The following is a 25,791-nucleotide window of genomic DNA, read 5'->3' on the forward strand; positions in this document are numbered from 1 at the left end:
CATGCCGACCACGTATGTAACCAAACAAGTCTCAAAACTGGTGGCTGAGAATATCGCACTGGCTGCTCCTAGCTTCACTTTTGCCGCTTCTCATGGCGCAGGAACTCTAGCACCTAGCGGTACAAATGTAGTCACCGTCGCCACAGCAAACAGCAGCCTAAAACCTGACCTGTTTTTTCATGTGCCTAACAACATTGTCGGTGAAATAATATTCAGCTTTGCTGATAGAACTTACGTTACCGTAGATGGCATTGTTTATATCAGTTTCGATACGATAACGGGGGTTGGTACAGCCGCCGGAGCCTTTGATCGTGCCAGCGGCATTATTAAATTATCGGGCAATGTGCCTAGCAGCTATTATCTGTATAAGAACCCTATTTTTAAAATTATCAGCATGACCGTGGATGAGTTCTCAAGTAATAAACGCCCTGCAGGCCATATCTCTTTCAGAACATCCATATCTAACGTGAATTCCAGCTCATTGCAGATACGCGGTAGCCGCTATCAAATTCAGCAAGTAGCCGCTTTAGACGAGAACTCTGACGCGTTTAACACCGAAGACTTTACCGCTGAAACCGCTTTCACTGTCACGGTTGATGTGGCCACCAATATGCTTATTGGTGATGTTCAAGTCGATGGTGACTTTGATGGCGCTAACGGTACGGTGACGATATTCGGCCTGAATGGCTGGGTAATTGATCCCGACTCCATCCGCTATGATGCCGTATCTGAAGTGCGTATGCCGATGAACGCAGAGCTATTAGGGCTTAATCCTGTACGCCTACCCTCTACCGGAAAAGTCCCCGTGATTAATAACGGGGACACGTTAGTGATTTTTAACGAAGAGGATCAAGTCGTGGTGCCGGTAGCTGGTGCAACGGTGAGTTGTGGGCGCATTGATGTGGCGTTAATGGAAGTGATCGACTCCCAGGGCTTAAGATTGGACTATCACCAGTACAGCGTTGACCGTGACTTAGGTGAGCTGACCTTTGAAGATCCATTATCGCTTGTTGATATATCAACCAATACATTAATTGGCCCCTACAAGCTGGTTAACCGTATCGAGAACATGCGCTTGGCAAGCAACGTAGATATCACGGGCAACGTGTCAGTAACGGCACCGCCTGACCGCGACTTCCCTGCAGGTTCACAAGTGGCCAGTGCCCTTGTGTGGGGTGATACGGGCGCGCGGGTATTTAACTTTTTTCACCAGGAGAGCTGGAATTCAGGCTCGCCGGTTTGGTCAGATGCACGTATTGGCGATGACACAACAGCCAAATATGACGCAATCAATAATCCGTTTGAGGTCGTCAATAAAGGCTCAATGTCGGAACGCTGGACGATTCGTTTTATCAGCTCAACCGGTATCCAAGTGATAGGAGAAAAGCTCGGTGTCGTGTTAGACAACCATTCTATCTCTCTTGCTAATAACGATATTGCACCGATCAACCCCTCTACAGGCTCACCGTATTTTATTATCAGACAAGTGGGCTTTGGCACAGGCTGGGTCACTAATAATGTGATTCGCTTTAACACTGATGGCGCAAATCAGAACATGTGGGCGATACGCACAACGCAACCAGGCGCAGCAACCGAAAACAAAGACGCGATAGAGATTGAAGTACGCGGAGATGCTAACTAATGGCGATCCCTGATTCATGGTTAGTGCGTCACTACAGAGGGGTTACCAACCCTGGGAACACGTTATTAACTGATGAGACAGGAGGTCATAACGCTACCGTTTACGGGAATCCTGATTCTAGCCACACTGATAGAGGCGCCGCCTTCGATTTTGACGGAGTAGATGATTATTTAGCGGGGTTTGGCTCTGGCGTGTTTATGGATGCTCTGAGCTTATGGATTTACTTTCCAAACGATATAACAGCAAGCACAACAACGGTTCCCATTGGCGCTGTTTATCCTCAGTCGGGGGGCATGGGTGGAGGCGTGCTGTCTTCAAATATCTCAGGGGAAACGTTGTGGATTGGTAATTATCCTTCATCTTCTTTGTTTAGATTTCGGTGGTGTAGCGGCGTTGTTGGTAGCGGATGGCGAAATATTGTTTTTAATTGGAATGGGGCCGATTACGATATTTGTGTTGATGGTATAACAAGAGCTACATCAACCTATATGAACGGTTCGCAAGCTACGCTAGAGGGGCGTCAGTTGATCGATGATCTGCAAATAGGCAAGAGCGCATTTGCGGGTGGTCTATCTAGTCTCTCGGTAGCCAATATAAAAATATTTTCTAACGGAGGATTAGGCTTAACGCCTGAGCATCTTCTTGATGTTTATAATGATGCTGTATCTCACGAAATCACAGGCGAAGTTTCCAAGGATGGGCAGCCGGTAATAGCTGATATAAGGATATACAACGCATCTTCTGGTGCGCATTTAACCACTGTTGCCTCTGATTCGTCGGGCCATTATTCCGCCCCGCTAGGTAATAATGAGCCTGTCTACCTAATGGCTACCCCACCAATAGGTTATAGCCCTGAGATACGCGGCGCTATTACGCCAGAAATCCCGCCCGCAGGCGCACCTGTTGATATCGCATTTGTTCCATTAGCTGAACCCCTTGAATATCACGCGTGGGTACGTGGAACTGTCACCAAGTACAATGAACCTGTTGCGTTAAAAGTGACGGCCTTTGCTGTTTTGGGCTCCCCAAAGATAGTGGGTGAAGCCACTACCGACCCATTAACGGGCATGTATGAAATCGATGTGGCGCCGCATACCGGTGAAGTAATGGTCGTTGCAGCAATGGACTATGGCGCGCAGTGGTCGCCTAATATGCTGATACAGCACGCGGGCAAAGTTATTCATCCAACGGCACACAACCGGCATATCTATGTCTCTTTAGTGCCTGGCGTATGTGGCAGCGTAGAGCCTAATTGGCCGACCAGCGGTAACATCACGTCGGGGGGTGTGATCTTTACGGCACAGCCATTGTTTGAGCCGTTGGCCGGTGGGTATCTAAAGCCAACCATAGAGCCTAAATAGTGCCATTACTTATTGCGGGTGCGACTTCTTCCTGGAAGAAGGTTGATGCAGCGGTGAGCGATTGCATATCTGCAGGTTACGAAAAAGCAGCTCCCCAAGATAAAGCGCCATCAATGGCGTGGGTAAAGCCTGTGCCAAAACAAGCGCTAAATGGCTTGGCATATAAGCCTATTCCGAAAATTGATACTGGTACAAAATTGGTATTTGGCTCGATTATCAAAGCTATTGATAAGCAAACCCTGCACCCTGTAACGGCTATTTATCAGACAGATAACACCGATGGGCTAGCTTACGGTGATGTAATCCACCCCAATGATTTACAGGCGCTCACCCCGTTTTATGGCGCGCTACCGGCTAAAGACCGTGTACGAGCGCATCATTACCACGCCGTCTACCGGTTCAAGAGCAAGCCTGTACGGGTTGCTTATGAGTTTTACATTCCGTCCTTTAATTTTGAATACGCCGCATCACCCGCGAAGTTAACGTTTAACTTTACCGATCCAGATACAAAAGAACCTTATACGCTACCGTCGCCCGTCGATTCAAGTAGCGAGGCTCCTTGGGATCACACCCGCAAAGTCGATATCTACAACAACACTAAGTACGGCCATTCACGCCATCGTTCCATCATTGCTGGCCCATACCGCACTGTGTTTTTAGTGCCCGAACCTGAGCCAGTAGACCCCGATCCAGACCCAACCGACCCGCCCGTCGTAGAGAAGGTAGTCCATGTTATGAACATTGTTAATTTAGTCTCGCTGCCGGATCTAACACCGATAGCTTTTAGCAAGGCAACGCTCAGCCGCGATATCGACTCGTACGCCTGGACGCTCAACGCTAGTCTAATGAATCAAACCAGTGTTGATCTTATTTCACCACGGGGCGGCATGATTAAAGAAATAAGGCTCACCATCAATGGCGATGTGTGGGAGTTCTTTGTCTCTAAAATCAGCGAGACAGAGCGCTTTGCGAATAAGACATGGACAGTGGTGGCCTACAGTAAAACCAAGCTGCTCTCATCACCCTACAGCGTACAAAAAACACATACCGAAACCAGCGGCTCAACCGCCGCACAGATAGCCACTAACGAACTGTTTGGTACAGGCTTTACACTCAACTGGAGCGCGGTGGATTGGTCGATCCCAGCCAACGTATTCAGCTATAGCGCCAAAGCACCCATTGCATCAGTGTTAAGCCTAACCAATGCGATTAGTGCAGTGATCGCTCCGCACCCCGCTAACAATGAGTTAACGGTTAAACCGCGCTTCACTCATTCGGCATGGCACTGGGATACCGCCACAGAAGACCGCACCATCCCGCGTGCCCTGTTTAGCGAGATGTCAGAAGAGTATCAGCCCCAAATCAAATACAACGCCGTGTACGTGGCCGGTCAAGAATATGGCGCATTGGCTAAAGTAAAGCAGCTCGGCACGGCAGGCAATAGTTTGTTGCCTGACATCGTGGATAACTTGCTCACGGATGCTATCGCTAACACGGAGCGTGGCCGCATCGAACTCTCTAAATCAGGTCATAAAGAAGTATTCAGCGGGCGTATATTCTACGATCAAGCCACAGGCTTTGTGGATATCGGAGAGCTAATCAAGATCGTAGCCAGCGATGGCTCAAGTTGGAAAGGCGTTGCCACCGCTAACAGTATCGCTATCTCTAAAATGGGGGCGGTGGTCTATCAAAACCTAAGTATACTGAGGCACTACGAATGAACGTATTCTCACGATTCAAAGCCCTTATTGGTAGCGCCAACAATGAGCTGGTGAACATTACCGCCAACAATGGAGACGGTACCAGCACCGGCACAACCCTCGCCGGTAATACGGTAGTGGTGAAAGGCGAGAGTGTCAGTGCTGGGAATAGAGCGCTAGTGAGAGATGGAGAGGTGGTTAGGCAGATGCCTGGGCTAGTGGTGATTGAGGTGGATGTTTAGATTATGGACTCGTGTATTATTCAGAGCAAATCTGCCAATATCGCCAAGCTTTCATTCATATATAAATCAACTAAAGCTCCCCCCCATTAGAGCTAAGCGCCTGCTATCGGCATGTAAAGCTAGATATACTTCTTTTAGCAGTTCGCACCATTCTGTGGGAAGCTCGTCTGCCACTTTGGTAACTGTCGTGATACTTGAGGTGGATAATACTCTTCCTCTAATTCGTCATACTCAGAAAAGTAGAATTGACGTTGAAGTGATATGTTTTCGCAACCGTAGCACTCCGGCATTTTATAAGTAGTTTTCCAGCGGACTTCATACCGACAATATGAATCTCTGGGGCGGCTAATTCACTTTCCGAGTTAACACGTTCTGCGACAATAAAGTGCTTGGTTTCATGTAGGTACTGATTGCGGTGGGACTTTGTAACGCTAAATTTTTCATTACTCATCTGATAATCTTACTAATTTTTCATATCGAAATGATAAGACGTTATGGCCTCTGCATTTGATGAAAATCTTTCAATGGCTTCATCTAAATATGGCTGTGCATATTTTCCTGGATATAGATTTCCCGCTAGTAAATGCATGGCCTCTTTAAAATCATCATAATGAATTTGATAGCCATGCACTTCGTAAGCATTTTTAAGTGCTTGATGGAACCTGCTGTAATCTGAGGGATGTGTGGTAAGCCAAGTGTCTACTTGCATCCAAGGCTTAAGTGATTCGGCTAACTTCTCTATATTCATAACAACCCCATTGTTTAAGAACTCAATATCCGACCAATATAGACCACTGAACCCCTTCCTGTAAGCCTATGAGCGCGCAGCTGATTAAATAGATTCTGCCGAATTTAATTAAAGAGCCGCACTGATGACCGATACCGTAACAAAAAACGCCAACGCCACCTATACGCAGTGGGCTGATGGCGCAACACATACTGATGTCACTATTCAAAACCGTGGTGATGAGGCCGTCGAGATTGTTATCGCTGCAGCTGTAGCAAGCGAATCAGATACCGGCTACTTGATCAATGCAGGTGATGAGCGCCAATTCAGCGGCTTTACCGGCATCATCTCAGGGCGTGCGCCTTTTGGTACACATTCATCTATTGTCGTACTGCTGAGGTCATAATGCTGATCAAAGGCCATAGGGTTGGTGGATTACGTCAGAGAGGGCATTTGGTAGGATTTGGAGGTGTTCCGATCACACCGGTTGTGCAGCGCTATTTCACTGAAAACCTCGCCGCAGGTGGCATGTATAGCGCGATGTCTTCCTCTGTGCCAATACTCGGAGACTTTGAATTAGAGTTCGATTTTTACCGTTCATCTCCAACAGGCGGCTCATTCATCTTCTCAAATTACGATACGGTTGCGGGTAAATATGGTTTAAGTATTTATTCCACCGGAGATTATGGAGCCGGTGCTGGTACGCTAAAAGTATTCGGGGGTACTTCTCCGCTCATTAGCGGTTTAAGTAATAATAAATATTACAAAGTTGCGTTCAAGTATGTATCGGCAACCGGAAAAATGACCACGTATTTAAACGGTGCGATCTACAGCGGGCCGGTTAACTCCACGCTACCGTCGGGCATGGGTACATCTGACGTATCAGCGATTGCTAGAGCGGCACAGGGCTCCTTCTATTTCGCAGGTATCGTCGCTAATTTGAAATTGTGGCTAAGTGCTAATAGAGACCCAAGCAGTCTTCGGATAGATATGCCTCTTGATGAACCTGGCACAGAGCCTGTGTTTAAAAATAACGCGACTATGCTGGGAAGTAATCTGTGGGTAAATCCAGTGCTCAACGGGTGGGTAGATAATACAGACGGCTCATACACACTAGTCGGTGATGGCTCTTTCCAAAACCTATTAATACCAACACCGACAGCGGGAACAGCTTATTTATTAAGCTTTGAGGTGGTCTCCGTTGATGGCTCTATGAAAATCCAATCATCCGGTAATATTTTTGGATTTAGTTCGGCCAAAAAATATGAATTAGCACTTACGGCCACGGCAAATTTAATAGGATTTGCAAGGAATTCCGGCGCAGTTAACTGCACTATCAAGAATATCATTATAAAAGAAATTCCAGCAGCCACGCCTTACGCTGCCCGCATTAACCAATCCGTGGATGATACTGAATTATATAGCCAGATAGATATCGGTTGGTTAGGGCAAAACTTTCTCAGAAATGGAAGCTTTGACGTAGACCTTAGCTGGAATAAAAGTGGTAACTGGACGATAGCAAACGGGCATGCCGTCTCGGATGGAAGCGTATGGGGGCTTTTATACCAAGCGGCACCACGCTCATCTAAATACAGGATATCTGTAGATATTTTGTCCACGAATAATGGCGTGAGATTTTACAACGGAGCTGCATATACAAGCCCATTCGGAGTTGGGCATCATGTATTTGACGTTGAGAATGCAAATCAAGGGTACGCATATTTTTCTATGAAAACAGACTCTGGCGTTACAGCGGTAATGGATAACGTATCGGCAAACCGCTTATTGGAGATGGCGTGAATGTGGGCAATATATAAAACATCACAAACATTAATAGAAGGGACTGAGGCTTACAAGTTAAGTCAGCAATTCCCGCATGCCGTGTCTCATGATGACGTTAACACGGTCTTTGTTACTTCGTTAGAATCGCCAGCTAACGCATTCGTGCTTCCGTCAATAGATAGGGATGGTAATGTTCTTCCGATAGATCAAGTGGCATTACTAGCTGCTCAGTACCTATTTGGCGAGCAGCCGCACGGGATGATTCTTACTAAGTTGCAGGCTATTACCTTATTTACGCACCCAGCTCATAAGCTTTGGTGTGCAAAGTATGAAGATGATCAAAGAGATCAATTTAAGGCTGATTATAATTACGTTGGTAGTTTTATAACCGCAATGGGTGATCACGTAGCATGGCCAGCATTTACACCCGAACTAACACCAGCAGAAGCGCGGCAATACATGCTGATGGGGTTAAGCCAGATCAATTGAAATGAAGTAAAACAAAGAGGAAGCGGTTCGATCTCCTGTAGAGAGTTGATCGAACCCCAATCCACAGTGAGTGAACACTGTGAACCAGCTAAGGCTCCCTCACCACGACGTCATGGCGGGGGTAGCCTATCAAATCTAACGATAGGTTCACACATGTTAAAGGATATACGTTGTACTAAATGCTCAAAATTATTAGCAAAAGCTATTTTTTCTGAAATCGAAATCAAGTGCCCACGTTGTCGGCACATCCAGAGGGCCGTGAGCCCCATCACTAAAGATGGAGTACTTAATGGCCCAGAAGCTTTCCCGAACAATAGGCAAGCCAGCCCCCGTTGAGCATGCAGGCGAAATCATAGGGTATGGCTCAACTGATTTACGCGTTGAAACCATACCTTGCTGGTTGGCTCGCACTATTATTGCTGCTCGTCACTATAGCCATCGCTTTGTTAATAATAGTTACCTGCATTTAGGGGTTTTTGCAGAGCGTGAATTAGTGGGGGTAATGCAATGGGGTTACGCGCTTAACCCGAACAGTGGGCGGCGTGTAGTGCTGGATACAGCCAACCGCGAATACATGGAATTAAACCGTTTATGGGTACATGATAAGATGCCCAAGAACACTGAATCTCGTGTTATGAGTTATGCCTTAAAAACCATAAAGCTTATTCACCCGAGTGTTCAATGGGTTCAAACGTTTGCTGATGAGCGGTGCGGGGGTGGCGGTGTTGTTTACCAAGCCTGTAACTTTGACTTTATTGGTAGTCACTTCAGTACATTCTATGAATTGGATGGAGAGTGGTATCACGAATTAGCTAAAACACGGGGAAGCAAAGGAGGTGTAAGAGGGCGACACTTGAAGGCAAACTTCCATCGAGCCACTGCTCACAAGTTTCAGCAGTTTCGATATATCCGCTTCTTAAATAAGCGAGCAAGGAAGAGATTGAATACAAAACTATTCAGTTCTAAACCTTACCCAAAGCCGAAACATTAAAAAAATATAAATGATTACTGTCTAACCAAGAAAACAGCTGGTTTGCGTGTGACAAAAAGTGCGCAAATCAGTGCCAAAAAGACCGCAAATTTACAAAAAGGCTGAGAATTTACACAAGAATAAATATGCCAAACGCCAGATACAACAAAGCCCCACATTTGATAGTGAGGCTTGTGTACTTTGGTGCCCGGACGCGGAATCGAACCACGGACACGAGGATTTTCAATCCTCTGCTCTACCGACTGAGCTATCCGGGCATCTCAAAGAGGCGCGTATTAAACCCTTAATCAGCTTACCTGTCAATACCTTAGTGTAAATTATTTAGAAGGAGGGACGTAACCTTCTGCTTTTTCGTAGTCGCCACCGTCCATGAACTTTTCCATCTCTTCTTGTAGGAACTTGCGCGTAGCAGGATCCATTAAGCTCATGTGCTTTTCATTGATGATCATCGTTTGGTGTGCGGTCCAGTCTGCCCAAGCTTTTTGGGATATTGTCTCGTAAATTTCTTGTCCTTTGGGGCCAGGATAAGGTGGCTTTTCAAGACCTGCTAGTTCCTCTTTGTATTTACGGCACATAACAGTACGGCTCATCTAACTCTCCAAATCTATTTGCTAATGCGGGTATATTTTTGTAACAGCCGCTTAACTGGTGCGGCTAACCCGATGTTCTGTGGTTGTTGTATGTTATACCAGAGAGTGGAGTCGCCTTCCATGACACAGTCTGTAAGGTTATTACAGGGGATGCGTACTGGTGTGATATCCAAATGGAAGTGGCTGAACGTATGTCGCACAGGTTCCAAAGGCTCAGCTTTATTGATATCCAGAGAGAGCCCGGTGATGTTATTGGCATCACGAAGGTCTGCAACTTCGGGTAAGCTCCAAAGCCCGCCCCATAATCCGGTTGGAGGGCGTTGCTGAAGCAGTGTTTGCTGCTGCTCGTCTTGAAGCAACAGCATAATAGTCTGTTTAACAGGGATCTTCTTTTTAGGCTTAGGGTGTGGGAACTCGCTACTTCGGCCTAGTTTAAGCGCTGTGCAGTGGTTTTGAAGAGGGCAGCTGGAACAACTTGGCTTGCTTCGAGTGCACAGCGTTGCTCCCAGGTCCATCATGGCTTGTGTGTATTCGCCCACTCGCTGTTGAGGTGTGTTGCGCTCGGCATACTCCCAGAGTGTCTTTTGGTTGGCGGTAGAGCCGGTCCAGCCTTCTAACGCGTAGAAACGTGCTAACACTCTTTTTACATTGCCGTCGAGTATAGCGGCGCGCTTGCCCGTGGATATAGATAAGACGGCCCCCGCCGTTGAGCGGCCGATACCAGGCAATTGTTCTAGTGCCTCAACAGTTTGCGGAAACTCGCCATAGTAGTCTGTAGCAACAATTTGCGCCGTTTTGTGTAAGTTACGTGCGCGAGCGTAATAACCAAGCCCTGTCCATAGATGAAGTACTTCATCCTGCTCGGCGTTAGCGAGGCTCTGAACATCCGGAAAGCGTTCAATAAATCGCTCAAAATAAGGAATGACTGTCGTTACCTGAGTCTGTTGTAGCATGATCTCTGAGATCCAGGTGAAGTATGCCGTTTTGTCTTGTTGCCAGGGGAGGTTGTGCCGGCCGTGCTGGTCGAACCAGCCCAGCACGGCAGTATTAAATTGCTGTGGAGTCATGTTTATTTAAAAAGCCCTTTTAATAACCCTTTTACCGCATCGTCGCCGCCAAGTTTGTCTTTTAATTTATCTTGGACCTTAGTGCTCAGTTCATCTTTAATTTTGCTAGTGATAGCTTTTTTAAGGATGTTACGAATTGCTTTAGCATCAGGCTTACATAGCTGAGTGGGTTCAAGATCGAAGGAGCCTTTGCAACGCATAGGCCACTCAACTCCCTCAAGGCGGTTGTTGACGGGGCAGGTTTTCTTGAAGAGGTTCTCTTCTATGATGAGTGCTAGTTGGTAGTCGATCAGAGCTTTGGGTAAATTAACAGCGCCTTTGCCTTTAATGTTCATCGCATCAAGTCTTACACCTAAATCTTTGTTGCTGATGACACCTTTCTTGATGTTGAAGTTGCCACCCATTTTGGCAAATGGGGTTGATTGATCAACCGTTTTTGCAGGTTTTACAGAGCCCGCAGCAGAAAGGTTATTGATTGTCTGGCAAAGCTCTTGTGCTACGTTAATACCTTTTACCACACCGTTTAGAACAGTGATGTTAGCCGTGCCGTTCATGCTGTTTACAATGCTGTGGGCCGACTGGCCGTAAGAGGTTACATTCGCTTTTGTGTTGAGTGTTCCCGTTAATTGGGCCTCACCTGCAAGATCTGTTAGCAGATCGCCGATCTGCAAGCCACTGACTGATTTTTTTGTAGTGATTTTCAGTGGTTTTTTGCGGGCATCTAACGTCACGCTATTGCGGATTTTTCCTCCATACATATCTACATTGATACGTTTAGCTTTAACAACTCCGTTGTTGGCGTCTACGGCTAGGTCGATATTATTCATTTTGAATTTCTGGTAAGTAGCAGACTTCAAAGAGATAGCGGCGTCTAGGTTCAGGCTTTGTAGTGGCTCAGTTGGTATGATTTCTTCTTTTGAGTAGCGCTCCCCGGCTGTGTTAGAAGAGTTGTTAGCCATTTTTTCTGTCGTAGCTGTTTGTTCTTCTGCTGCAGGTAGATAGCGATCCAAGTTGATACTGTTACCCGCGAGCTTAAGCTTTATACGGCTGGTTTTTAGATTAATACCCGCATTGCCATCAAAACTCGTATCGTCGAGTTTGATAGTCAGAGATGAGGTATTAATAGCATCGGCGTTGCCACTAAACGTACTGATTAGGCCAATGTTATTAAGTACTGCAGGGTCTGATGTTTGTACTGGTGTTTGTCCAAGCGTCGTGAGTAGTGGGTTAAGTGCGAAAGGAGCCGCCGTCACTGTGCCGCTCATATCTAGAGTGTCTAGGTTAGTAATGGTGAGCTTGCCGTTAAGATGTAAGTTGGCAACTTCTGCATTCCAGTTATCCACAATCAGTCGGCGTGTGATTAAATCAATATTGGCATTGGTCTTAAACTGGACCTGCAAGTTGGTACTGTTTTGGATGTTTAGCTCGCCGATAAAGTCTTTTAACTGATACTGCTGCTTGTTTAGATCGAGAAGAACCTGTCCATCAAATTGAGTAGCTGCTTCCAGAACCTGCTTGCCGTTTTCTAATTGTTTAGCATTAAGGCTCAGACTAAAGGGAAACAGTTCGTTGTTAGTAATACGACCGGTTTTAAGGTTGATATTATCCAATTGAAATATTTGCGCTGTTTGCTCATCGCTATAGTTCACTGTACCGCTAATGACCTGGACACTTTCAATATCTATTTTAAGACTTGTACCTGAGGTAGCAGGTGCTGGTTTAGTCGGGCTGCTTTCTTGTGGTGTGTTACTGTTGGCTACGTCACTACTTGTGCTGCTTTGCCAATTAACTTTTCCGGCTTTGTTTTTTGCTAAATCAAGGTTTAAACCCTCGATAATAATGCTGTTCATCTGCACATTACCGGAAAGGAGCTCCATAACACGAACAGAAATTTGTGCTTGTTGCAGGTGAGCAAGAGAAGGTTGCTCAGGGAAACGCACGTCAATATTGTCTACCGCTAAGCTTAAGCGTGGAAACACTGACCAATTGATATCGCCACCGATCTTTAATTCGATACCGCCTTGATCAAGCGCTGCTTGCTCAATTTCGGCCTTATAGTCATTCGGGTCAACAAATGCGCTTAGTAGCGCACCGCCTGCTGCAATTAGTATGACGCATACTAGTAGCAGACCGAGAACGATCTTAATCAACTTACCCATAATGACCTATTTCCTTTTATGATTAGCAGACCCAGTAAACAATTACTGACCGTCAGTGTAGCGAAAACTATCAACACATGTATCTATAGCATGCACGTAAGATGTGAATACGACGTTAATCATCTACTGCGGTGCATCCTGAGGCTGGTAGTTATATAATGCTGATTTTGTGTTTTGAATAGCTTTGAACATCGGAGAGCAGCATGACTGAGCGTAAGGCTACAGTAAACCGGGAAACTCTGGAAACTCAGATCACCGTATCTATTAACCTTGATGGCACTGGTAAGTTTAGTGCCGATACGGGTGTGCCATTTTTAGAGCACATGATGGACCAGATTGCTCGTCATGGGCTGATTGATATTAATATCGAAGCTAATGGAGATATTTATATTGATGATCACCATACGGTGGAAGATATAGGTATTACGTTAGGGCAGGCGTTTAAAGAAGCCGTAGGCGATAAAAAAGGCCTAACGCGCTATGGGCATGCTTATGTACCACTGGATGAAGCATTATCGCGCGTGGTGATTGATTTTTCTGGCCGCCCAGGACTCAGCTTTAACTGCGAGTTTACACGGGGTTCTATTGGCCGTTTGGATACTCAGCTGTTTTGGGAGTTTTTCCAAGGGTTTGTTAATCATGCCGGTGTCACTTTACACATTGATAATATTAAAGGCTTTAATGCCCACCATCAGGCAGAAACCATTTTTAAAGCGTTTGGTCGTGCTTTACGTATGGCACTGACGATTGATCAGCGTGCAGCTGAGATGATGCCATCAACTAAAGGTGTTTTATAAATGAGTACCATTGCCGTTATTGACTATGGCATGGGTAACCTACACTCCGTTGCTAAGGCGCTGGAGCATGTACAGCCTGGTGTTGAAGTGTTGGTAACATCAGACCCTAAGCAAGTCGCCAATGCAGATCGTGTACTTTTGCCAGGTGTCGGTGCTATTCGTGACTGTATGGCTGAGATCTATAAGCAAGGTGTTGATAAAGAAGTGGCTGAAGCGATTCGTTCGGGGCGTCCTTTTTTAGGTATCTGTGTTGGATATCAGGCATTGATGCAGTCATCAGAAGAGAATGGCGGTGTCGATTGTTTGGGTGAGTTTGAAGGCTCAGTTAACTATTTTGGTGATCACCATAAAGATGAACAAGGTGAGCGCTTAAAAGTACCGCACATGGGTTGGAATGAGGTAATGCAAAGTGGTGAGCATCCACTTTGGCAGGGAATAGAGAACGGTAGTCGTTTTTATTTTGTGCATAGTTATTATGTTAAGGCTGCTCAGCGCCAGCAGGTAGCTGCCACGTGTAACTACGGCGTTGATTTTGATGTGGCGCTAGCGCATGACAATGTGTTTGCTGTGCAGTTTCATCCGGAAAAAAGTCATACGGCCGGGCTGCAGTTGTTGAAAAACTTTCTGAACTGGAATGGGAAGCCTTAAGCAAAGCCATTGGCACAAGCTTAAGGTCTTCTAACGTGAGCCCTTCTAAGGAGAACTAGCGTGGCATTAGCAAAACGAATTATCCCTTGTTTGGATGTTGAAAATGGGCGCGTAGTTAAAGGTGTTCAGTTTTTGGATATCCGCGATGCAGGTGACCCAGTTGAAGTCGCCAAGCGTTATGACGAGCAAGGCGCAGACGAAATCACCTTTCTGGATATCACGGCAACGCATGAAGGTCGTGAAACTATGGTGCATACGGTTGAGCGTATGGCATCTCAGGTATTTATCCCATTAACTGTGGGTGGTGGCATACGTACCTGCGATGATATTCGCGCCATGTTAAATGCCGGTGCCGATAAAGTTTCTATCAACAGTGCAGCAGTGACCAATCCTGATTTTGTTCGCCAAGCGGCAGAACGCTTTGGCTCGCAATGTATTGTTGTCGCAATTGATGCCAAGAAAGTTTCCGCTGAGGGTGAACCCGATAAGTGGGAGATCTTCACGCATGGTGGCCGTAAGCCAACGGGCTTAGATGCGGTGGAATGGGCTAAAAAAATGGTTGATCTGGGAGCGGGTGAAATCCTGCTAACCTCGATGGATCAAGATGGTGTTAAGAACGGTTACGACTTGGGCGTTACTCGTGCCATTTCGGATGCTGTGAACGTACCTATTATTGCCTCAGGTGGTGTGGGTAATCTAGAGCATCTTGTTGATGGCGTGATTCAAGGAAAAGCAGATGCTGTATTAGCTGCATCAATTTTTCACTTTAATGAATACTCAATACCCGAAGCAAAAGCCTATATGCGGGAACGGGGTATAGAAGTACGCTTGTAACTTGTTACTATCATAAACCCGGCTTTGGCTGGGTTTTTTGTATGTGTCAAACGGCTTGTAATCACAAATACCAAGGGAATTAAAAGGGTAAGGGAAATGAATAAGAAGTACCGGGTTATTACCTGCTTAGTCATGTTGCTAGGAGTGCAGAGTGTCTGGGCCGATACGACGCTGGTTCGAGTGAAACCGTTAGCAGAGGTTTTACAGCAAGTATCTTATTCAGCACCGGCTGATGTAGTTAATGAGCAGCATGTCTCACTCAGTACGGAGCTTGCCGGGGTGCTGGCTGCTTTACATGTACAGGTAGGTGACTCTGTACTTAAAGGGCAAGAGATTGCAGCATTAGAGTGTCAAGATTACCGTTTATCACAAGCGCAGGCAAAGCAAGGTGTTAGTGCGTTAGCAAGCCAGGTAACACTTGCTCAACAGCAATTTAAACGGACCCGTACACTGCAAAAATCAGGCAGCGCCTCTATTGAGCTACTTAACCAGCGCCAAACAGAATTAAGTGCATTGGCAGCTCAGCTCAAAGGCCAAAAAATTCAAGTGCAGCAAGCACAACGCAATACCAAGCGTTGTGTTATTAAAGCGCCTTTTGATGGTGTAGTTACACAAGTCATGACAGCCCAAGGTGCATACTTGCCAGTCGGCGCACCACTCGTAAAGTTACTGAATGTAAAGCAGGCTGAGGTGAGTGCCCGTTTATTGCCAAAGCAGGTTTTGTCGCTGCAAGTTGGGACAAAAGCACATTTGAAAGTAGCGAAGGAGAAGTACCCCGTTTCTGTTAGATCGACTATCCCGCTGATCAATCAAGCCGCTAGAACACAAGAAGTACGTCTTAATTTTACTAACCAAACTGCATTGACTGGTGTTTCAGGTGAGCTTGTGTGGCAATCCTCGTTTTCTTCTATTCCTCCTGAATATTTAGTCAGAAGAGACGGCGCCCTAGGTGTGATGCTGGCAGATAATGGTATCGCAAAATTTATTGTTTTAGCGAATGCTAAAGAAGGGCAAACGGTTGAACTTGATACCTCGGCTACATCAAGGTTGGCTCCTACTTCTAAAAATAATGTAATGCTCATTGTGCAGGGGCAACATGTACTTGAAGAGGGAAACAAAATAGAGGTTGAAGTCGTAGGTATTAATAATGACTCAAAGGATGAGGTAAAGGCTGATGCTGGCACGCCTGCTCAATAATCATGTACTGGCTAATCTGACCTTTGTTTTGGTGCTGTTAATCGGCACCATTGCCTACATGCTGTTACCTCGCCAGCAAGACCCTACGATTAATTTTAATTGGATTGCGGTGACCACGGCACTGCCCGGAGCCTCTGCTCAGGATGTTGAGCTACGAGTCACTAACCCTTTGGAAGATGCGGTTCGCAATATAGCGGATATTCGTTTTGTTTCATCCAACAGTCGCGAAGGCATATCCAGTATGCTGATTCGCTTTGAGGACATTGATGAGCGAACATTTGATAAACATGTCAGCTCTATTCGCCGTGAAATTCAAAACGCCGAACGAGATTTACCCGCAGAATCGACAGAACCTTATATTTTAGAGATCACCTCTTCCAACGCATTTCCTAGCGCTATGTTGGCGATCACGGCAGTGTCTGACGATGACAATTTACGCCAACAAGCTGAAAACATTAGAAAAGACCTTGAACGTATAAAAGGGGTTGATCGGATTGACCCTGTAGCCTTAGATGACCCTGAGCTACAAGTAAACCTAGACTTGGATGAATTACAGTCGCTAGGTTTGTCACCGATGCAGGTATCGAATTCAGTTGCTCTGTGGTTTAAAGATGTTTCCGCCGGTAGCGTCAATGTAGGCGATCAAAGTTGGTTGGTGCGCTTAGAAGGGCGTAATGCTGCACCAGACCAAGTAAAACAGATCCCACTTGTCGGTAGTGAAGGAGATATCCGTTTAGATAGAATTGCAGAGGTGGTAAGTGGTCACGAGAAGCCAACACAGTTAGCTCGTTTAAATGGCCGCCCGGCCGTGATGATGGCTATTTTAAAGAAAGAAAGTGCTAACACGCTGGAACTAATTGAAAGTGTTAAGGCGTACATGGCAGAGCGCAACGAACTTGAAGTACAAGCGGGTGTTCGACTCGAGCTGATTGATGATCAAACAGTACCGACCAGTGAAGCGATTACCTTAATGCAAAACAACGCCAGTATTGGCTTATTGTTTGTTCTACTGGTGGCATGGCTGTTTTTGGGCCTGCGTATCGCTTTACTTACTGCGATTGGGATTCCTTTTATTCTTGCTGGCACTTTTTGGGTGTTATGGGGAATGGGAGAGACGCTCAATGTGGTTGCTTTGTTAGGCGTAGTGATTGTACTTGGGATGCTGGTAGATGATGCTGTGGTGGTGGTGGAGGCGATCTATTATCGTTTGCAGCATGGCGACAGTCCGATGGATGCAACACTCAGTGCTTTGCGTGAAGTCGCCCAGCCGGTTTCAACCGCTGTACTCACAACCATGGCGGCATTTTTGCCCTTAATGTTACTGCCAGGTATTCTTGGTGACTTTATGCGCGTCATCCCGATGGTGGTGACTATTGCATTGGCTATTTCTCTTTTTGAAGCATTTTGGATGTTGCCTGCGCATGTGCTGGTGGCAAAAATTTCTTTAGATAAGCCTTCGCGTACTCAGTTATTACGCCAATCCATGACACGTAAAATACAGCGCTTTTATATTCGTACTTTATTAAAAACACTGCGCCGGCCTGTTATTACACTCGTTTCTATGGTGATGTTGTTCGTAGGCTCAATTGGTCTGATTGCATCGGGGCAAATAAAAATGGACTTCTTTGCAGCTGATCCGCTACGGCTCTTTTATGTGAATATCCAAATGCCTCCCGAAATTCCATTGGAGCGTACCTTGGAAAAGGTGTTGGAGGTTGAGCAAATTGTGAAAGCTCACCTTAATGCGGAAGATGTTAGAGCGGTAGCCAGTTATGCAGGGCAGATGTTTACTGAAATGGAGCCTTTCTTTGGTGATCAATACGGGCAAATACTGGTTGGATTACAGCCTAAGACGGAGCAAAACAGAAGCGTTGATGAAATCATGGAGGCTATGCGTGCTGAGGTAATGCGTGTTGCCGGCCCTGTACGCGTGTCTTTCTTACGTATGGCGGGCGGCCCGCCTGTATCCAAACCTATTAGCGTTAAAGTGCGTGGTAATGATTATGCAGAAATAAGCCACGCAGCGAGGGATATGCAACAGATGTTGCTGGACCTGCCCGGTGTGAAAGATATTGGCGATGATGCTGCAAATGGCCGTATGGCAATGACGCTGAAGCCCGATTATCGAGCGATTACTGCTGCAGGCATTAACCCCTCTGAAGTGCTGCGTACTCTGCAGTTATTGGTTGATGGCGAAGTGGTCGCTGATATGCAATCACGTGGTAAAAAACTCGAGGTTCGTGTGCGAGCTCAGCCTAAGCCGTATCAGAACATTGATGATTTGTTGGCGTTTCGCCTTCCTGATGCGCAGGGGAGCATGATCCCGCTCTCGTCACTGGTATATGCTGACTATCAAATGAGCATTGGTAATATTCGCCATTATAATTTTCGCCGTGCGATTACGGTAGAAGCGGATATAGAAGAAGGAGGAATGGATACAGTACAAGCGAATGCTTGGTTGCTAAGCCATTGGGACGAAGAATATAAACCTCGTTACCCGAATATTAATTTGGATTTCTCGGGAGAACTTGATGATATCCAAGAGAGTATGGATGCAATAGCGCTGCTATTTTTGTTTGGTGCAGGCCTTATGTATCTTATTTTAGGCACTCAGTTTTCAAGTTACTGGCAGCCTTTTATGATCATGGCTACGGTGCCAATGGCCTTTACCGGTGTAGTCTTAGGCTTGTGGGTAACTCAAAATCCATTGAGTTTATTTACCTTGTATGGTGTCGTGGCATTAGCGGGCATTGCTGTAAATGCGGCTATTGTGTTGATATCTGCTGCAAATCAGCGCTTAGAAAGCGGTATGAGCGTTTTACATGCGACACTTTATGCATCGCGTCGACGTGTGATTCCTATTTTGATTACATCACTGACTACCATCGCTGGGTTGTTTTCACTGGCTACCGGTTTAGGTGGGCATTCATTGATATGGGGCCCGGTTGCTACCGCTATTGTCTGTGGATTAGCCTTTTCCACTGTTCTTACATTGTTTGTCGTGCCACTGTTGTATCGTCTGTTTATGGGGCGCTCCCCTAAAAACAAGAGGCGCAACGCAGGGTTGATTGAAAAGGCAATGGTGAGGGTATAAACATGCTCGTTATTGATGCAGTAGATGTTCAGAAATCTTTATCACTCACTTACGTCTTGAACCATCGTAATTAAATAACTCCGGGAGCGACTCTGCCGACATAGGTTTTCCGTGGAACCAACCTTGTTGTATGTCGACATCCATCTCTTGTAATTGAGCCCACTGTGACTCGGTCTCGACTCCTTCAGAAACGGTTGCCAGCTTGAGTGTTTTGGCCAAGTTGATAATGGTTTGCAGAACATCCGCATTGACAGAATCAGTACCCATCGAGGCGATGAAGCTCTTATCAGCTTTTAAAATACTAACGGGTAAGGAGCGTAGGTAACTCAAGCCGCAATATCCCGTACCAAAGTCATCTATCGCAATGGGTATGTTTGCTTTGTTTAAGCGCTCTAATGCTTTGCGTATCTGACTTGATTCTAATTCTAGCATCGTACTTTCAGTAATCTCTAATACCAGACCGGGTATCTGTTCACGAAATGAAAAGAACTCGTTGAGGCTATCTTCATTTAGTAAATGACAAGCCGCGATGTTGATATGCACCAGACAATTTGGGCAATGTTTAATGAAGGGGGCTAGGTCTTTAGTACTTTGTTTCAACTGTTGGCTAGTCATCTGCATTAATAGGCCGGATTGTTCTGCCTGTGGAAGAAACGTAAGCGGCATACGTAATCCATCAACAGGGTGGTTCCAGCGGACTAATGCTTCAACGCCAACCAATTGTCGGGTGCGTGAGTCAACGAGAGGTTGGTATACAGAAAAGAACTCGTTGTTACGGATAGCTTTTTTGAGCTGAAGAGTCGGATTGGTCAGTTGTCGTTGGAAGAATGCACTACAAACATACAGAAAGATAAAGAGGCTAAAAGCTTCCAAATACCAAGTGTGAGGAATGTCATTAACCCCTTGATAGAGGATCTCTTGATCTTCGCTAATGGCAACACTTAGGCTGGGCAATGTTAATAAGGGCAGTAATATGACCGACTGCTTACGACCATTATCAAATACTCCTTCGACAAGGCGAGAAGATTGAATAGGGAATCTTACCGGTGTTGGTTTAAGTGGCAGACTATAACGACCATTTATTGCAATAGGTACGCCGCTCTTAGTGTCTATTAATGCCGTAAAGCCTTTGGTGCTTGTATGGTTGCTATGGTTGCGTAATTGGTCTTTGAGCCAGCTAATTCGAAATAGAGCGTTTACTTCCCCTTTGTTCTCGGTCGTTCTAGCTAAAACAAAGGTAGGCTGTTGCATAAACTCTACAGTTAACGGGCCTAGAAAGCGTAATCCGTAGGCATCTGGAGGCTTAGATACTTTTATACTATCTCTGACTTTCTCCCAACTGGTGCAGAGTAATGTTCCATAGCGGTCAACAAAGCCTATTTCTACGATTTGGGGTAGTGCAAACAACATACTACGGACTTTGAAAAGAGTGTTTTTATCACAGTTTCCATGAAAAGTTTCTATTGAAAATAGGGCATTATTGATTGAGCTAAAGTTTTGATCGAGCCAATCAGCAACTAAAACTGCTTCATTGCGCAGAGATTCACGACGAGATTTTTTTTCATCTTCTATCTGCTCGACTATGAACGAGGCGCTGATCAAAACTGTTAGCGTTAAGCTAATGAGCAGGGGAGGCAAGTAGGTTTTAAAGGTTGCCCAATTAACCTGAATGTTCAAACTGGTAATCCGCCTACATTAGTTATTAGGAATGAACGTGTCGATATTCTCACCAAACTTTACGGACAGCATTAACGATAGTTAATAGGTTTGCAATAACCTGGTGTATTTTAAATAATTACCAATTGTTTTCAGCTTCATTAGAATAGCTCTGCACAGCTTATTTTTATGTGTCGGGTTTAAGCTGAAGAGCTGGTTGACTGGTTTTCAATGTTATTTTTTGAGTGTTATTGATTCAGTTTCTTTATTTTGCCGGAATAAGTAAAGCGTGTTGAGCACACGTGAACGACCTTGGTGTTGTGGGCTAAATGTCGAATAAAACGAGTGTCTAGTGATGAGTTGTCGTTAACCATAATGTGAGTTAGATATATGGGATGAGTTGATGAACTTTTATTTTGGGATTTTGTCCCCATAGTATGAAGATGAATGCTCCTGCTACCAACTACAATGCTTGTAGAGGGTGTAAGGCCATATGCTAATAAGTGATTTAAGTATCAATGCGTTAGCAAATTATTGTATTAAGTGGGAATAATTGATTTTGGAAAATTTAAAGTACTTTACCGGCAGCTTTATCGTAACGATTGTCGGCCTGATTTTGGCTTTGGTCGTTGGAGGTCCAAGTGCGCTCTTCATCGTAGCAGTACTGGCTGTATTGGAAGTATCACTATCCTTTGATAATGCCGTGGTAAACGCTACGGTGCTGAAAGATATGGACGCAGTATGGCGTCGACGTTTCCTTACGTGGGGGATACTCATCGCTGTTTTTGGTATGCGTATTGTGTTCCCTGTGCTTATCGTTAGCATTTTGGCTGGCGTGTCACCGTGGGGAGCGATGGATATTGCCATCAATTCACCTGAGCAATATGCCGCTGTGATGACAGAAGCTCATGTATCTGTTATGGCCTTTGGCGGTGCATTTTTGATGATGGTTGGTTTTTCATTCTTTTTCGATGACGATAAAGATCACTGGATTCCAATGATTGAAAAGCCGCTGGCACAATTGGAGAAAATGAAATTTGCAGCAGAGTTGCTAACGCTAGTACTCATTGCTGCTGTCGCTCTATTTATGTTGCCTGAGGCTGATAAAAAGACATTTGCATTGTCCGGTATAGCTGGTGTTACGACTTTTTGGGTCATGCACCAACTTACTGCTTTTATGGAACGCCGAGAGCAGGCCCGCGTTGCTACGCATGCGGCTAAAAGTGGTGCCGCTATGTTTATTTATTTGGAATTACTAGATGCGTCTTTTAGTTTAGACGGCGTCATAGGTGCATTTGCGATCACTACAAACCTGTTCATTATTGCTATTGGTTTAGGTATTGGCGCAATGTTTGTACGCTCGCTGACTATTCTCTTAGTAGAGAAAGATACCTTGTCTGAATACGTGTACCTCGAACATGGTGCTTTTTATGCCATAGTAGCGCTGGCTATCATGATGTTTTTAAAGACCTTTTTGCATATACCAGAAGTAGTGACGGGTTTTATAGGTGCAGGTCTTATCGGTGTGGCATTTATTCACTCGCAAATGCTTAAATCAAAAGAAAGTAAAAGCAGTGTATAAATAAATATAAATGATGGGTCGCTATTTAGCTTTTGATTAGGTAGTTTTTGCTGAATTATGGTCATCGTACTAAACACTTAACTGATTAATTAATGAGTGAAGGATATATAAATGTCTATTTCTTTAGAGAAAGGTCAGCGGATTAGCTTAGAAAAAAATGGTTCAGGGTTAGATAGGGTTTGCGTAGGTGTCAACTGGGGCGCTATTGAGAAAAAAGGCTTTTTCGGTACGAAAAAAGTTGCCGTTGATCTAGATGCAAGTATTGGCCTATACACTGAAGGTAAAGACTTAGCTGATATCGTATATTTTGGTCAACTGAAAAGTAAAGATGGTTCTGTAGTTCACAGCGGTGATGACAGAACTGGAGATTTAGACGGCGATGATGGTTTAGATAACGAGATCGTATCTGTCGAGCTAGGAAAGGTGCCCGCGAGCGTTAAAAGTATCGCTATCGTCTTGAATAGCTACCAGGGACAAGATTTTGCCAGTATTCCGTTTGCTAGTGTGCGTCTTTATGAAGGTACGCCAAGTCGAGTAGACAATATTATTGCAAATTATAATATCGCTCATGAAGACAAGTTTAACGGCTCTGTTTCTATGGTGTTAGGTGTACTTTACCGCCATAACAGTGCATGGAAATTTCGTGCTGTTGGCGAGCCGACTGCTGATAAAAAGTTAGAGAAGTTGTTCGAAACAGTCGCGGCTAACTATTTATAATTAATCGCTGATTTTTGGGAGCACCAGAATGGCAATAACACAGCTAGTAGCAGGGCAAAACATTTCTATCCCTAGTGACCGTGCTTATTGCTTTTCGTTGCATATTGCTAATTGGCAGTGGGGTGTTGTTGTCTCTAGAGAAAATGCTCCTGTGAGCCTTTTAGAGTCGATAGAAGGTGTTTCCACTCGAGATAATAAGTTGTTACTTAACTTACCTGATATTCCAGAGGGTGTAGAGAAGCTAGCAGTTTATATTGCGGCTAATAACAATAGCTCAGCAGGCTCAACTGCTGACATGTCGGCAAGCCTGAGTGATTTGGTTGGTGCTGATGAATTTGCCAATATTGATATTTCTCATCAATTAACAGGTCAGACGGCAGTTAGTTTAATTGAAGTGTATCGTCGTAATGGTGCTTGGAAAATACGCTGTGTATTGCAAGGCTATCAAGAAGGGTTGCCGAAATTACTAGAAAGTTTTGGTTTTACCCGTGATTCATATGCGTCTGCTGTATCTAAAGTTTCAACGACAGTAAGCGCACCTATTGAGCAAAACGCTACGCAAATACAAGTTAGTCGGTCACCAGTTAATCAAAATTATGGTGATGCTAGTATTACCCTTGTATGGAAGTCTGGCCGAGGCAATTTACGATCAGCGGCGCGCTATTTTATGGGTGAAAATTTCAAACCTGTATCGGACTTACGCATTGGTTGCTTCTATGAATTAGAAAATGGCCAGCGGGGTATTGTGTATAGCTTTGACGAAAGCTTAGAAGGTTCATTTGATGGCGTTCCTTATATTAAGGCAAACCGAGCAGAGAATGAGCATTGGGAGCAGTTGCTTATTAACGAACGCTTTCGTCATAAGCTGAACAGGTATTTAGTCTTTGTTAGCATGATGGACGCTCATGATAGCTGGGAAGCCCTTAGTGTAAGCGTTGATTTTCAGCTGCCGGGCTTAGCCGCGAAGAAGCTGTCGCCGACGACGCTCATGTCAAAGCCAATCTATGCGGTTGCTATGATTGATTTTAATGATGACCAAACAAAAGCCACACCACTGAATGAGTATTTTCAAGATCTTGCTGAAATGGATCGTGCTTTTGCTTGGGGATTGCCGTGGCGGTGTGAAAATAATTCTGATAATGAGGATCAAACATGAGTTTTTCTAATTTTATGTCGACAATTAAGCAAAAATCAAATGAGCTTAAGGGCGAAGTTTTAAAGTTTAAAAACAAAAAATTTCTTAATGCCGCTACCGCAGGAACGGCATTAATTGCACGTGCGGATGGAGACGTGTCCTCTGAAGAAAAGAAAAAAATGCTGAAAATCATTGAAAGCAATGATGCACTATCAGTATTTAAAACTTCAGATGTGATTGAGGCGTTTAACGGCTATTTAGGCAATTTTGAGTTTGACGAAGATGTAGGTGAATCTAAAGCTTTTGAAGCACTAAATTTGCTGAAAGGTGATGATGTTGCATGCCGTACAGTAATGCGTCTTATCTTATCAATTGCAGCTGCAGATGGCGTATTTGATGATGATGAGAAGGTTGTTGCTCGTAAGGTAGCACTTGAACTAGGTTTAGACCCTGCAGGTTTTGAACTGTAGCCTTTAAACAACAAAATATTATTTATGATGTCATTGCTGTGCTGCACGCATTAAAGGGCCACAGCTAAGGGGTATTGTAAATATGAGAAGAATGAATAAGTTGGACAATATTTAACCTGTCCATGTTTCAGTGACGAAAATACACAAACGTAATCAGGAGTTTTATAACATGGGTGTATCACTACAGAAAGGCGGTAACGTTTCACTAGAGAAAGTGGCTCCAGGCATGACTAAAATGCTATTAGGCTTGGGCTGGGACTCACGTGCTACAGATGGCACGGACTTTGACTTGGATGCATCTGTATTCATGGTTGGTGATGATGGAAAAGTACGCGGCGATGGTGACTTCATTTTTTACAACAACCTGAAATCAGCGTGTGGCTCTGTTGAGCACACTGGTGATAATACAACAGGTGAAGGTGACGGCGATGATGAGTCTGTTAAAGTAGATTTGAGCCTAATTCCTGCTGATGTAAATAAAGTTATCGTGGGTGTTACTATTCATGATGCTGAAGCTCGCAACCAAAACTTTGGGCAAGTCTCTAACGCTTTCATCCGCGTTGTAAACCAAGAATCTAATGCGGAAGCCGCTCGTTACGACTTGTCAGAAGATTACTCTACTGAGACGGCATTGGTTTTTGGTGAACTATACCGCCACAATAGTGAATGGAAATTCAAAGCTATCGGTCAAGGTTTTGCTGGTGGTCTTAAGCCAATGGCACAGCAGTATGGTGTTAATGTAGGTTAATCTTGGCGTTGTGACGTATAAGCAGTCTTCGGACTGCTTTTTTATAGCTTAAGCGGTCAGCACTCAGCTGCTTATCTTATTTTAATAGCATGGTAATATTGATCAGATTCTAATATCGCTATAGCCGTAGCGATATAATGATCACCACGTACTGTTCATCTCG

The 25,791-nt window shown here is 44.9% G+C and carries 24 protein-coding genes and 1 tRNA gene; 19 read left to right on the forward strand and 6 right to left on the reverse strand.

The genetic code is table 11. The annotated features are described in order from the left end of the window. Position 1 precedes the first annotated feature (1 nt). From G511_RS0103705 to G511_RS0103720, 4 genes are read left to right on the forward strand one after another with little or no spacing between them, the layout of a single operon-like run. Positions 2–1,642 (forward strand): hypothetical protein, encoded by a 1,641-nt coding sequence (locus G511_RS0103705; protein ID WP_028468436.1) that lies wholly within the window; start codon positions 2–4, stop codon positions 1,640–1,642. Beyond that, positions 1,642–3,003 (forward strand): hypothetical protein, encoded by a 1,362-nt coding sequence (locus G511_RS0103710; protein ID WP_028468437.1) that lies wholly within the window; start codon positions 1,642–1,644, stop codon positions 3,001–3,003. The genes G511_RS0103705 and G511_RS0103710 overlap by 1 nt, the downstream gene beginning before the upstream one ends. After that, positions 3,003–4,724, forward strand: coding sequence for a hypothetical protein (locus tag G511_RS0103715; protein WP_028468438.1), 1,722 nt, complete (start codon positions 3,003–3,005; stop codon positions 4,722–4,724). The genes G511_RS0103710 and G511_RS0103715 overlap by 1 nt, the downstream gene beginning before the upstream one ends. Then, positions 4,721–4,945, forward strand: a complete 225-nt coding sequence (locus G511_RS0103720) for a hypothetical protein (protein ID WP_028468439.1) — start codon at positions 4,721–4,723, stop codon at positions 4,943–4,945. The genes G511_RS0103715 and G511_RS0103720 overlap by 4 nt, the downstream gene beginning before the upstream one ends. Positions 4,946–5,408: 463 nt before the next feature. Here the strand turns inward: G511_RS0103720 and G511_RS0103730 are convergent, their stop codons facing one another. Next, complete coding sequence (locus tag G511_RS0103730) at positions 5,409–5,693, reverse strand: hypothetical protein (protein ID WP_028468441.1); 285 nt, start codon at positions 5,691–5,693, stop codon at positions 5,409–5,411. A gap of 124 nt (positions 5,694–5,817) precedes the next feature. Here G511_RS0103730 and G511_RS0103735 point away from each other — a divergent pair, with 124 nt between their 5' ends. The 5 genes from G511_RS0103735 to G511_RS0103750 all read left to right on the forward strand — a co-directional run bounded on the left by G511_RS0103735 (position 5,818) and on the right by G511_RS0103750 (position 8,934). Beyond that, complete coding sequence (locus tag G511_RS0103735; RefSeq protein WP_028468442.1) at positions 5,818–6,078, forward strand: hypothetical protein; 261 nt, start codon at positions 5,818–5,820, stop codon at positions 6,076–6,078. Continuing rightward, positions 6,078–7,472, forward strand: coding sequence for a hypothetical protein (locus G511_RS0103740; protein ID WP_028468443.1), 1,395 nt, complete (start codon positions 6,078–6,080; stop codon positions 7,470–7,472). Before G511_RS0103735 ends, G511_RS0103740 begins: the two co-directional genes overlap by 1 nt. After that, the gene (locus G511_RS0103745) at positions 7,473–7,943 is read left to right on the forward strand and encodes a hypothetical protein (protein ID WP_028468444.1); all 471 of its coding nucleotides are present in this window, start codon (positions 7,473–7,475) and stop codon (positions 7,941–7,943) included. It abuts the gene before it with no gap. Positions 7,944–8,096: 153 nt separating this feature from the next. Continuing rightward, entirely contained in the window at positions 8,097–8,279 is a 183-nt protein-coding gene (locus tag G511_RS24145; protein ID WP_084628995.1) for a Com family DNA-binding transcriptional regulator, read from the forward strand. Next, positions 8,233–8,934: a Mom family adenine methylcarbamoylation protein gene (locus G511_RS0103750; RefSeq protein WP_211224858.1), complete on the forward strand. Its 702-nt coding sequence runs from the start codon at positions 8,233–8,235 to the stop codon at positions 8,932–8,934. The genes G511_RS24145 and G511_RS0103750 overlap by 47 nt, the downstream gene beginning before the upstream one ends. 181 nt (positions 8,935–9,115) lie before the next feature. Here G511_RS0103750 and G511_RS0103755 read toward each other — a convergent pair. The 4 genes from G511_RS0103755 to G511_RS0103770 form a co-directional block, all read right to left on the reverse strand. After that, a tRNA-Phe gene (locus G511_RS0103755) sits at positions 9,116–9,191 on the reverse strand. 60 nt (positions 9,192–9,251) lie between these two features. After that, positions 9,252–9,524 carry an oxidative damage protection protein gene (locus G511_RS0103760; protein WP_028468446.1) on the reverse strand — a complete coding sequence of 91 codons (273 nt, stop codon included), beginning with the start codon at positions 9,522–9,524 and terminating at the stop codon, positions 9,252–9,254. A gap of 14 nt (positions 9,525–9,538) precedes the next feature. Beyond that, positions 9,539–10,591, reverse strand: coding sequence for an A/G-specific adenine glycosylase (gene mutY / locus G511_RS0103765; RefSeq protein ID WP_028468447.1), 1,053 nt, complete (start codon positions 10,589–10,591; stop codon positions 9,539–9,541). A gap of 2 nt (positions 10,592–10,593) precedes the next feature. Further along, complete coding sequence (locus G511_RS0103770) at positions 10,594–12,750, reverse strand: AsmA family protein (RefSeq protein WP_028468448.1); 2,157 nt, start codon at positions 12,748–12,750, stop codon at positions 10,594–10,596. 203 nt (positions 12,751–12,953) lie between these two features. Here G511_RS0103770 and hisB point away from each other — a divergent pair, with 203 nt between their 5' ends. The 5 genes from hisB (at position 12,954) to G511_RS21700 (ending at position 19,320) form a co-directional block, all read left to right on the forward strand. Beyond that, a complete protein-coding gene (hisB, locus tag G511_RS0103775; protein WP_028468449.1) occupies positions 12,954–13,547 on the forward strand; it encodes an imidazoleglycerol-phosphate dehydratase HisB in 594 nt (197 codons plus the stop codon). After that, entirely contained in the window at positions 13,548–14,195 is a 648-nt protein-coding gene (hisH, locus tag G511_RS0103780; protein WP_028468450.1) for an imidazole glycerol phosphate synthase subunit HisH, read from the forward strand. A gap of 60 nt (positions 14,196–14,255) precedes the next feature. Beyond that, entirely contained in the window at positions 14,256–15,029 is a 774-nt protein-coding gene (hisF, locus tag G511_RS0103785) for an imidazole glycerol phosphate synthase subunit HisF (RefSeq protein WP_028468451.1), read from the forward strand. A gap of 96 nt (positions 15,030–15,125) precedes the next feature. Further along, on the forward strand, positions 15,126–16,226 hold the full coding sequence (locus tag G511_RS0103790) for an efflux RND transporter periplasmic adaptor subunit (protein WP_028468452.1): 1,101 nt from the start codon (positions 15,126–15,128) through the stop codon (positions 16,224–16,226). After that, entirely contained in the window at positions 16,204–19,320 is a 3,117-nt protein-coding gene (locus G511_RS21700) for an efflux RND transporter permease subunit (RefSeq protein WP_051221514.1), read from the forward strand. The genes G511_RS0103790 and G511_RS21700 overlap by 23 nt, the downstream gene beginning before the upstream one ends. Positions 19,321–19,365: 45 nt before the next feature. Here the strand turns inward: G511_RS21700 and G511_RS0103800 are convergent, their stop codons facing one another. After that, a complete protein-coding gene (locus tag G511_RS0103800) occupies positions 19,366–20,997 on the reverse strand; it encodes an EAL domain-containing protein (RefSeq protein ID WP_028468453.1) in 1,632 nt (543 codons plus the stop codon). Between the two features lie 538 nt (positions 20,998–21,535). On the opposite strand from G511_RS0103800, the gene G511_RS0103805 reads away from it, so the two are divergent. From G511_RS0103805 to G511_RS0103825, 5 genes are all read left to right on the forward strand, one after another. Beyond that, positions 21,536–22,558 carry a DUF475 domain-containing protein gene (locus G511_RS0103805; RefSeq protein WP_036551182.1) on the forward strand — a complete coding sequence of 341 codons (1,023 nt, stop codon included), beginning with the start codon at positions 21,536–21,538 and terminating at the stop codon, positions 22,556–22,558. Positions 22,559–22,669: 111 nt separating this feature from the next. Next, the gene (locus G511_RS0103810) at positions 22,670–23,275 is read left to right on the forward strand and encodes a TerD family protein (RefSeq protein ID WP_028468455.1); all 606 of its coding nucleotides are present in this window, start codon (positions 22,670–22,672) and stop codon (positions 23,273–23,275) included. 28 nt (positions 23,276–23,303) lie between these two features. Next, positions 23,304–24,431: a TerD family protein gene (locus tag G511_RS0103815; protein WP_028468456.1), complete on the forward strand. Its 1,128-nt coding sequence runs from the start codon at positions 23,304–23,306 to the stop codon at positions 24,429–24,431. Next, complete coding sequence (locus G511_RS0103820; RefSeq protein WP_028468457.1) at positions 24,428–24,880, forward strand: tellurite resistance TerB family protein; 453 nt, start codon at positions 24,428–24,430, stop codon at positions 24,878–24,880. The genes G511_RS0103815 and G511_RS0103820 overlap by 4 nt, the downstream gene beginning before the upstream one ends. Positions 24,881–25,049: 169 nt before the next feature. Further along, on the forward strand, positions 25,050–25,628 hold the full coding sequence (locus G511_RS0103825; RefSeq protein ID WP_028468458.1) for a TerD family protein: 579 nt from the start codon (positions 25,050–25,052) through the stop codon (positions 25,626–25,628). The last annotated feature ends 163 nt before the right edge of the window (positions 25,629–25,791 follow it).

The organism is Neptunomonas japonica DSM 18939, assembly GCF_000422765.1.
GTDB lineage: Bacteria > Pseudomonadota > Gammaproteobacteria > Pseudomonadales > Balneatricaceae > Neptunomonas > Neptunomonas japonica.

Bases quoted from the DNA above. Each gene is read 5' to 3' on its own strand.
- G511_RS0103705 (WP_028468436.1), top strand. From the start codon at position 2: ATGCCGACCACGTATGTAACCAAACAAGTCTCAAAACTGGTGGCTGAG.
- G511_RS0103710 (WP_028468437.1), top strand. From the start codon at position 1,642: ATGGCGATCCCTGATTCATGGTTAGTGCGTCACTACAGAGGGGTTACC.
- G511_RS0103720 (WP_028468439.1), top strand. From the start codon at position 4,721: ATGAACGTATTCTCACGATTCAAAGCCCTTATTGGTAGCGCCAACAAT.
- G511_RS0103730 (WP_028468441.1), bottom strand. From the start codon at position 5,693: ATGAATATAGAGAAGTTAGCCGAATCACTTAAGCCTTGGATGCAAGTA.
- G511_RS0103735 (WP_028468442.1), top strand. From the start codon at position 5,818: ATGACCGATACCGTAACAAAAAACGCCAACGCCACCTATACGCAGTGG.
- G511_RS0103740 (WP_028468443.1), top strand. From the start codon at position 6,078: ATGCTGATCAAAGGCCATAGGGTTGGTGGATTACGTCAGAGAGGGCAT.
- G511_RS0103745 (WP_028468444.1), top strand. From the start codon at position 7,473: ATGTGGGCAATATATAAAACATCACAAACATTAATAGAAGGGACTGAG.
- G511_RS24145 (WP_084628995.1), top strand. From the start codon at position 8,097: ATGTTAAAGGATATACGTTGTACTAAATGCTCAAAATTATTAGCAAAA.
- G511_RS0103750 (WP_211224858.1), top strand. From the start codon at position 8,233: ATGGCCCAGAAGCTTTCCCGAACAATAGGCAAGCCAGCCCCCGTTGAG.
- G511_RS0103760 (WP_028468446.1), bottom strand. From the start codon at position 9,524: ATGAGCCGTACTGTTATGTGCCGTAAATACAAAGAGGAACTAGCAGGT.
- mutY (WP_028468447.1), bottom strand. From the start codon at position 10,591: ATGACTCCACAGCAATTTAATACTGCCGTGCTGGGCTGGTTCGACCAG.
- G511_RS0103770 (WP_028468448.1), bottom strand. From the start codon at position 12,750: ATGGGTAAGTTGATTAAGATCGTTCTCGGTCTGCTACTAGTATGCGTC.
- hisB (WP_028468449.1), top strand. From the start codon at position 12,954: ATGACTGAGCGTAAGGCTACAGTAAACCGGGAAACTCTGGAAACTCAG.
- hisH (WP_028468450.1), top strand. From the start codon at position 13,548: ATGAGTACCATTGCCGTTATTGACTATGGCATGGGTAACCTACACTCC.
- G511_RS0103790 (WP_028468452.1), top strand. From the start codon at position 15,126: ATGAATAAGAAGTACCGGGTTATTACCTGCTTAGTCATGTTGCTAGGA.
- G511_RS21700 (WP_051221514.1), top strand. From the start codon at position 16,204: ATGCTGGCACGCCTGCTCAATAATCATGTACTGGCTAATCTGACCTTT.
- G511_RS0103810 (WP_028468455.1), top strand. From the start codon at position 22,670: ATGTCTATTTCTTTAGAGAAAGGTCAGCGGATTAGCTTAGAAAAAAAT.
- G511_RS0103815 (WP_028468456.1), top strand. From the start codon at position 23,304: ATGGCAATAACACAGCTAGTAGCAGGGCAAAACATTTCTATCCCTAGT.
- G511_RS0103820 (WP_028468457.1), top strand. From the start codon at position 24,428: ATGAGTTTTTCTAATTTTATGTCGACAATTAAGCAAAAATCAAATGAG.
- G511_RS0103825 (WP_028468458.1), top strand. From the start codon at position 25,050: ATGGGTGTATCACTACAGAAAGGCGGTAACGTTTCACTAGAGAAAGTG.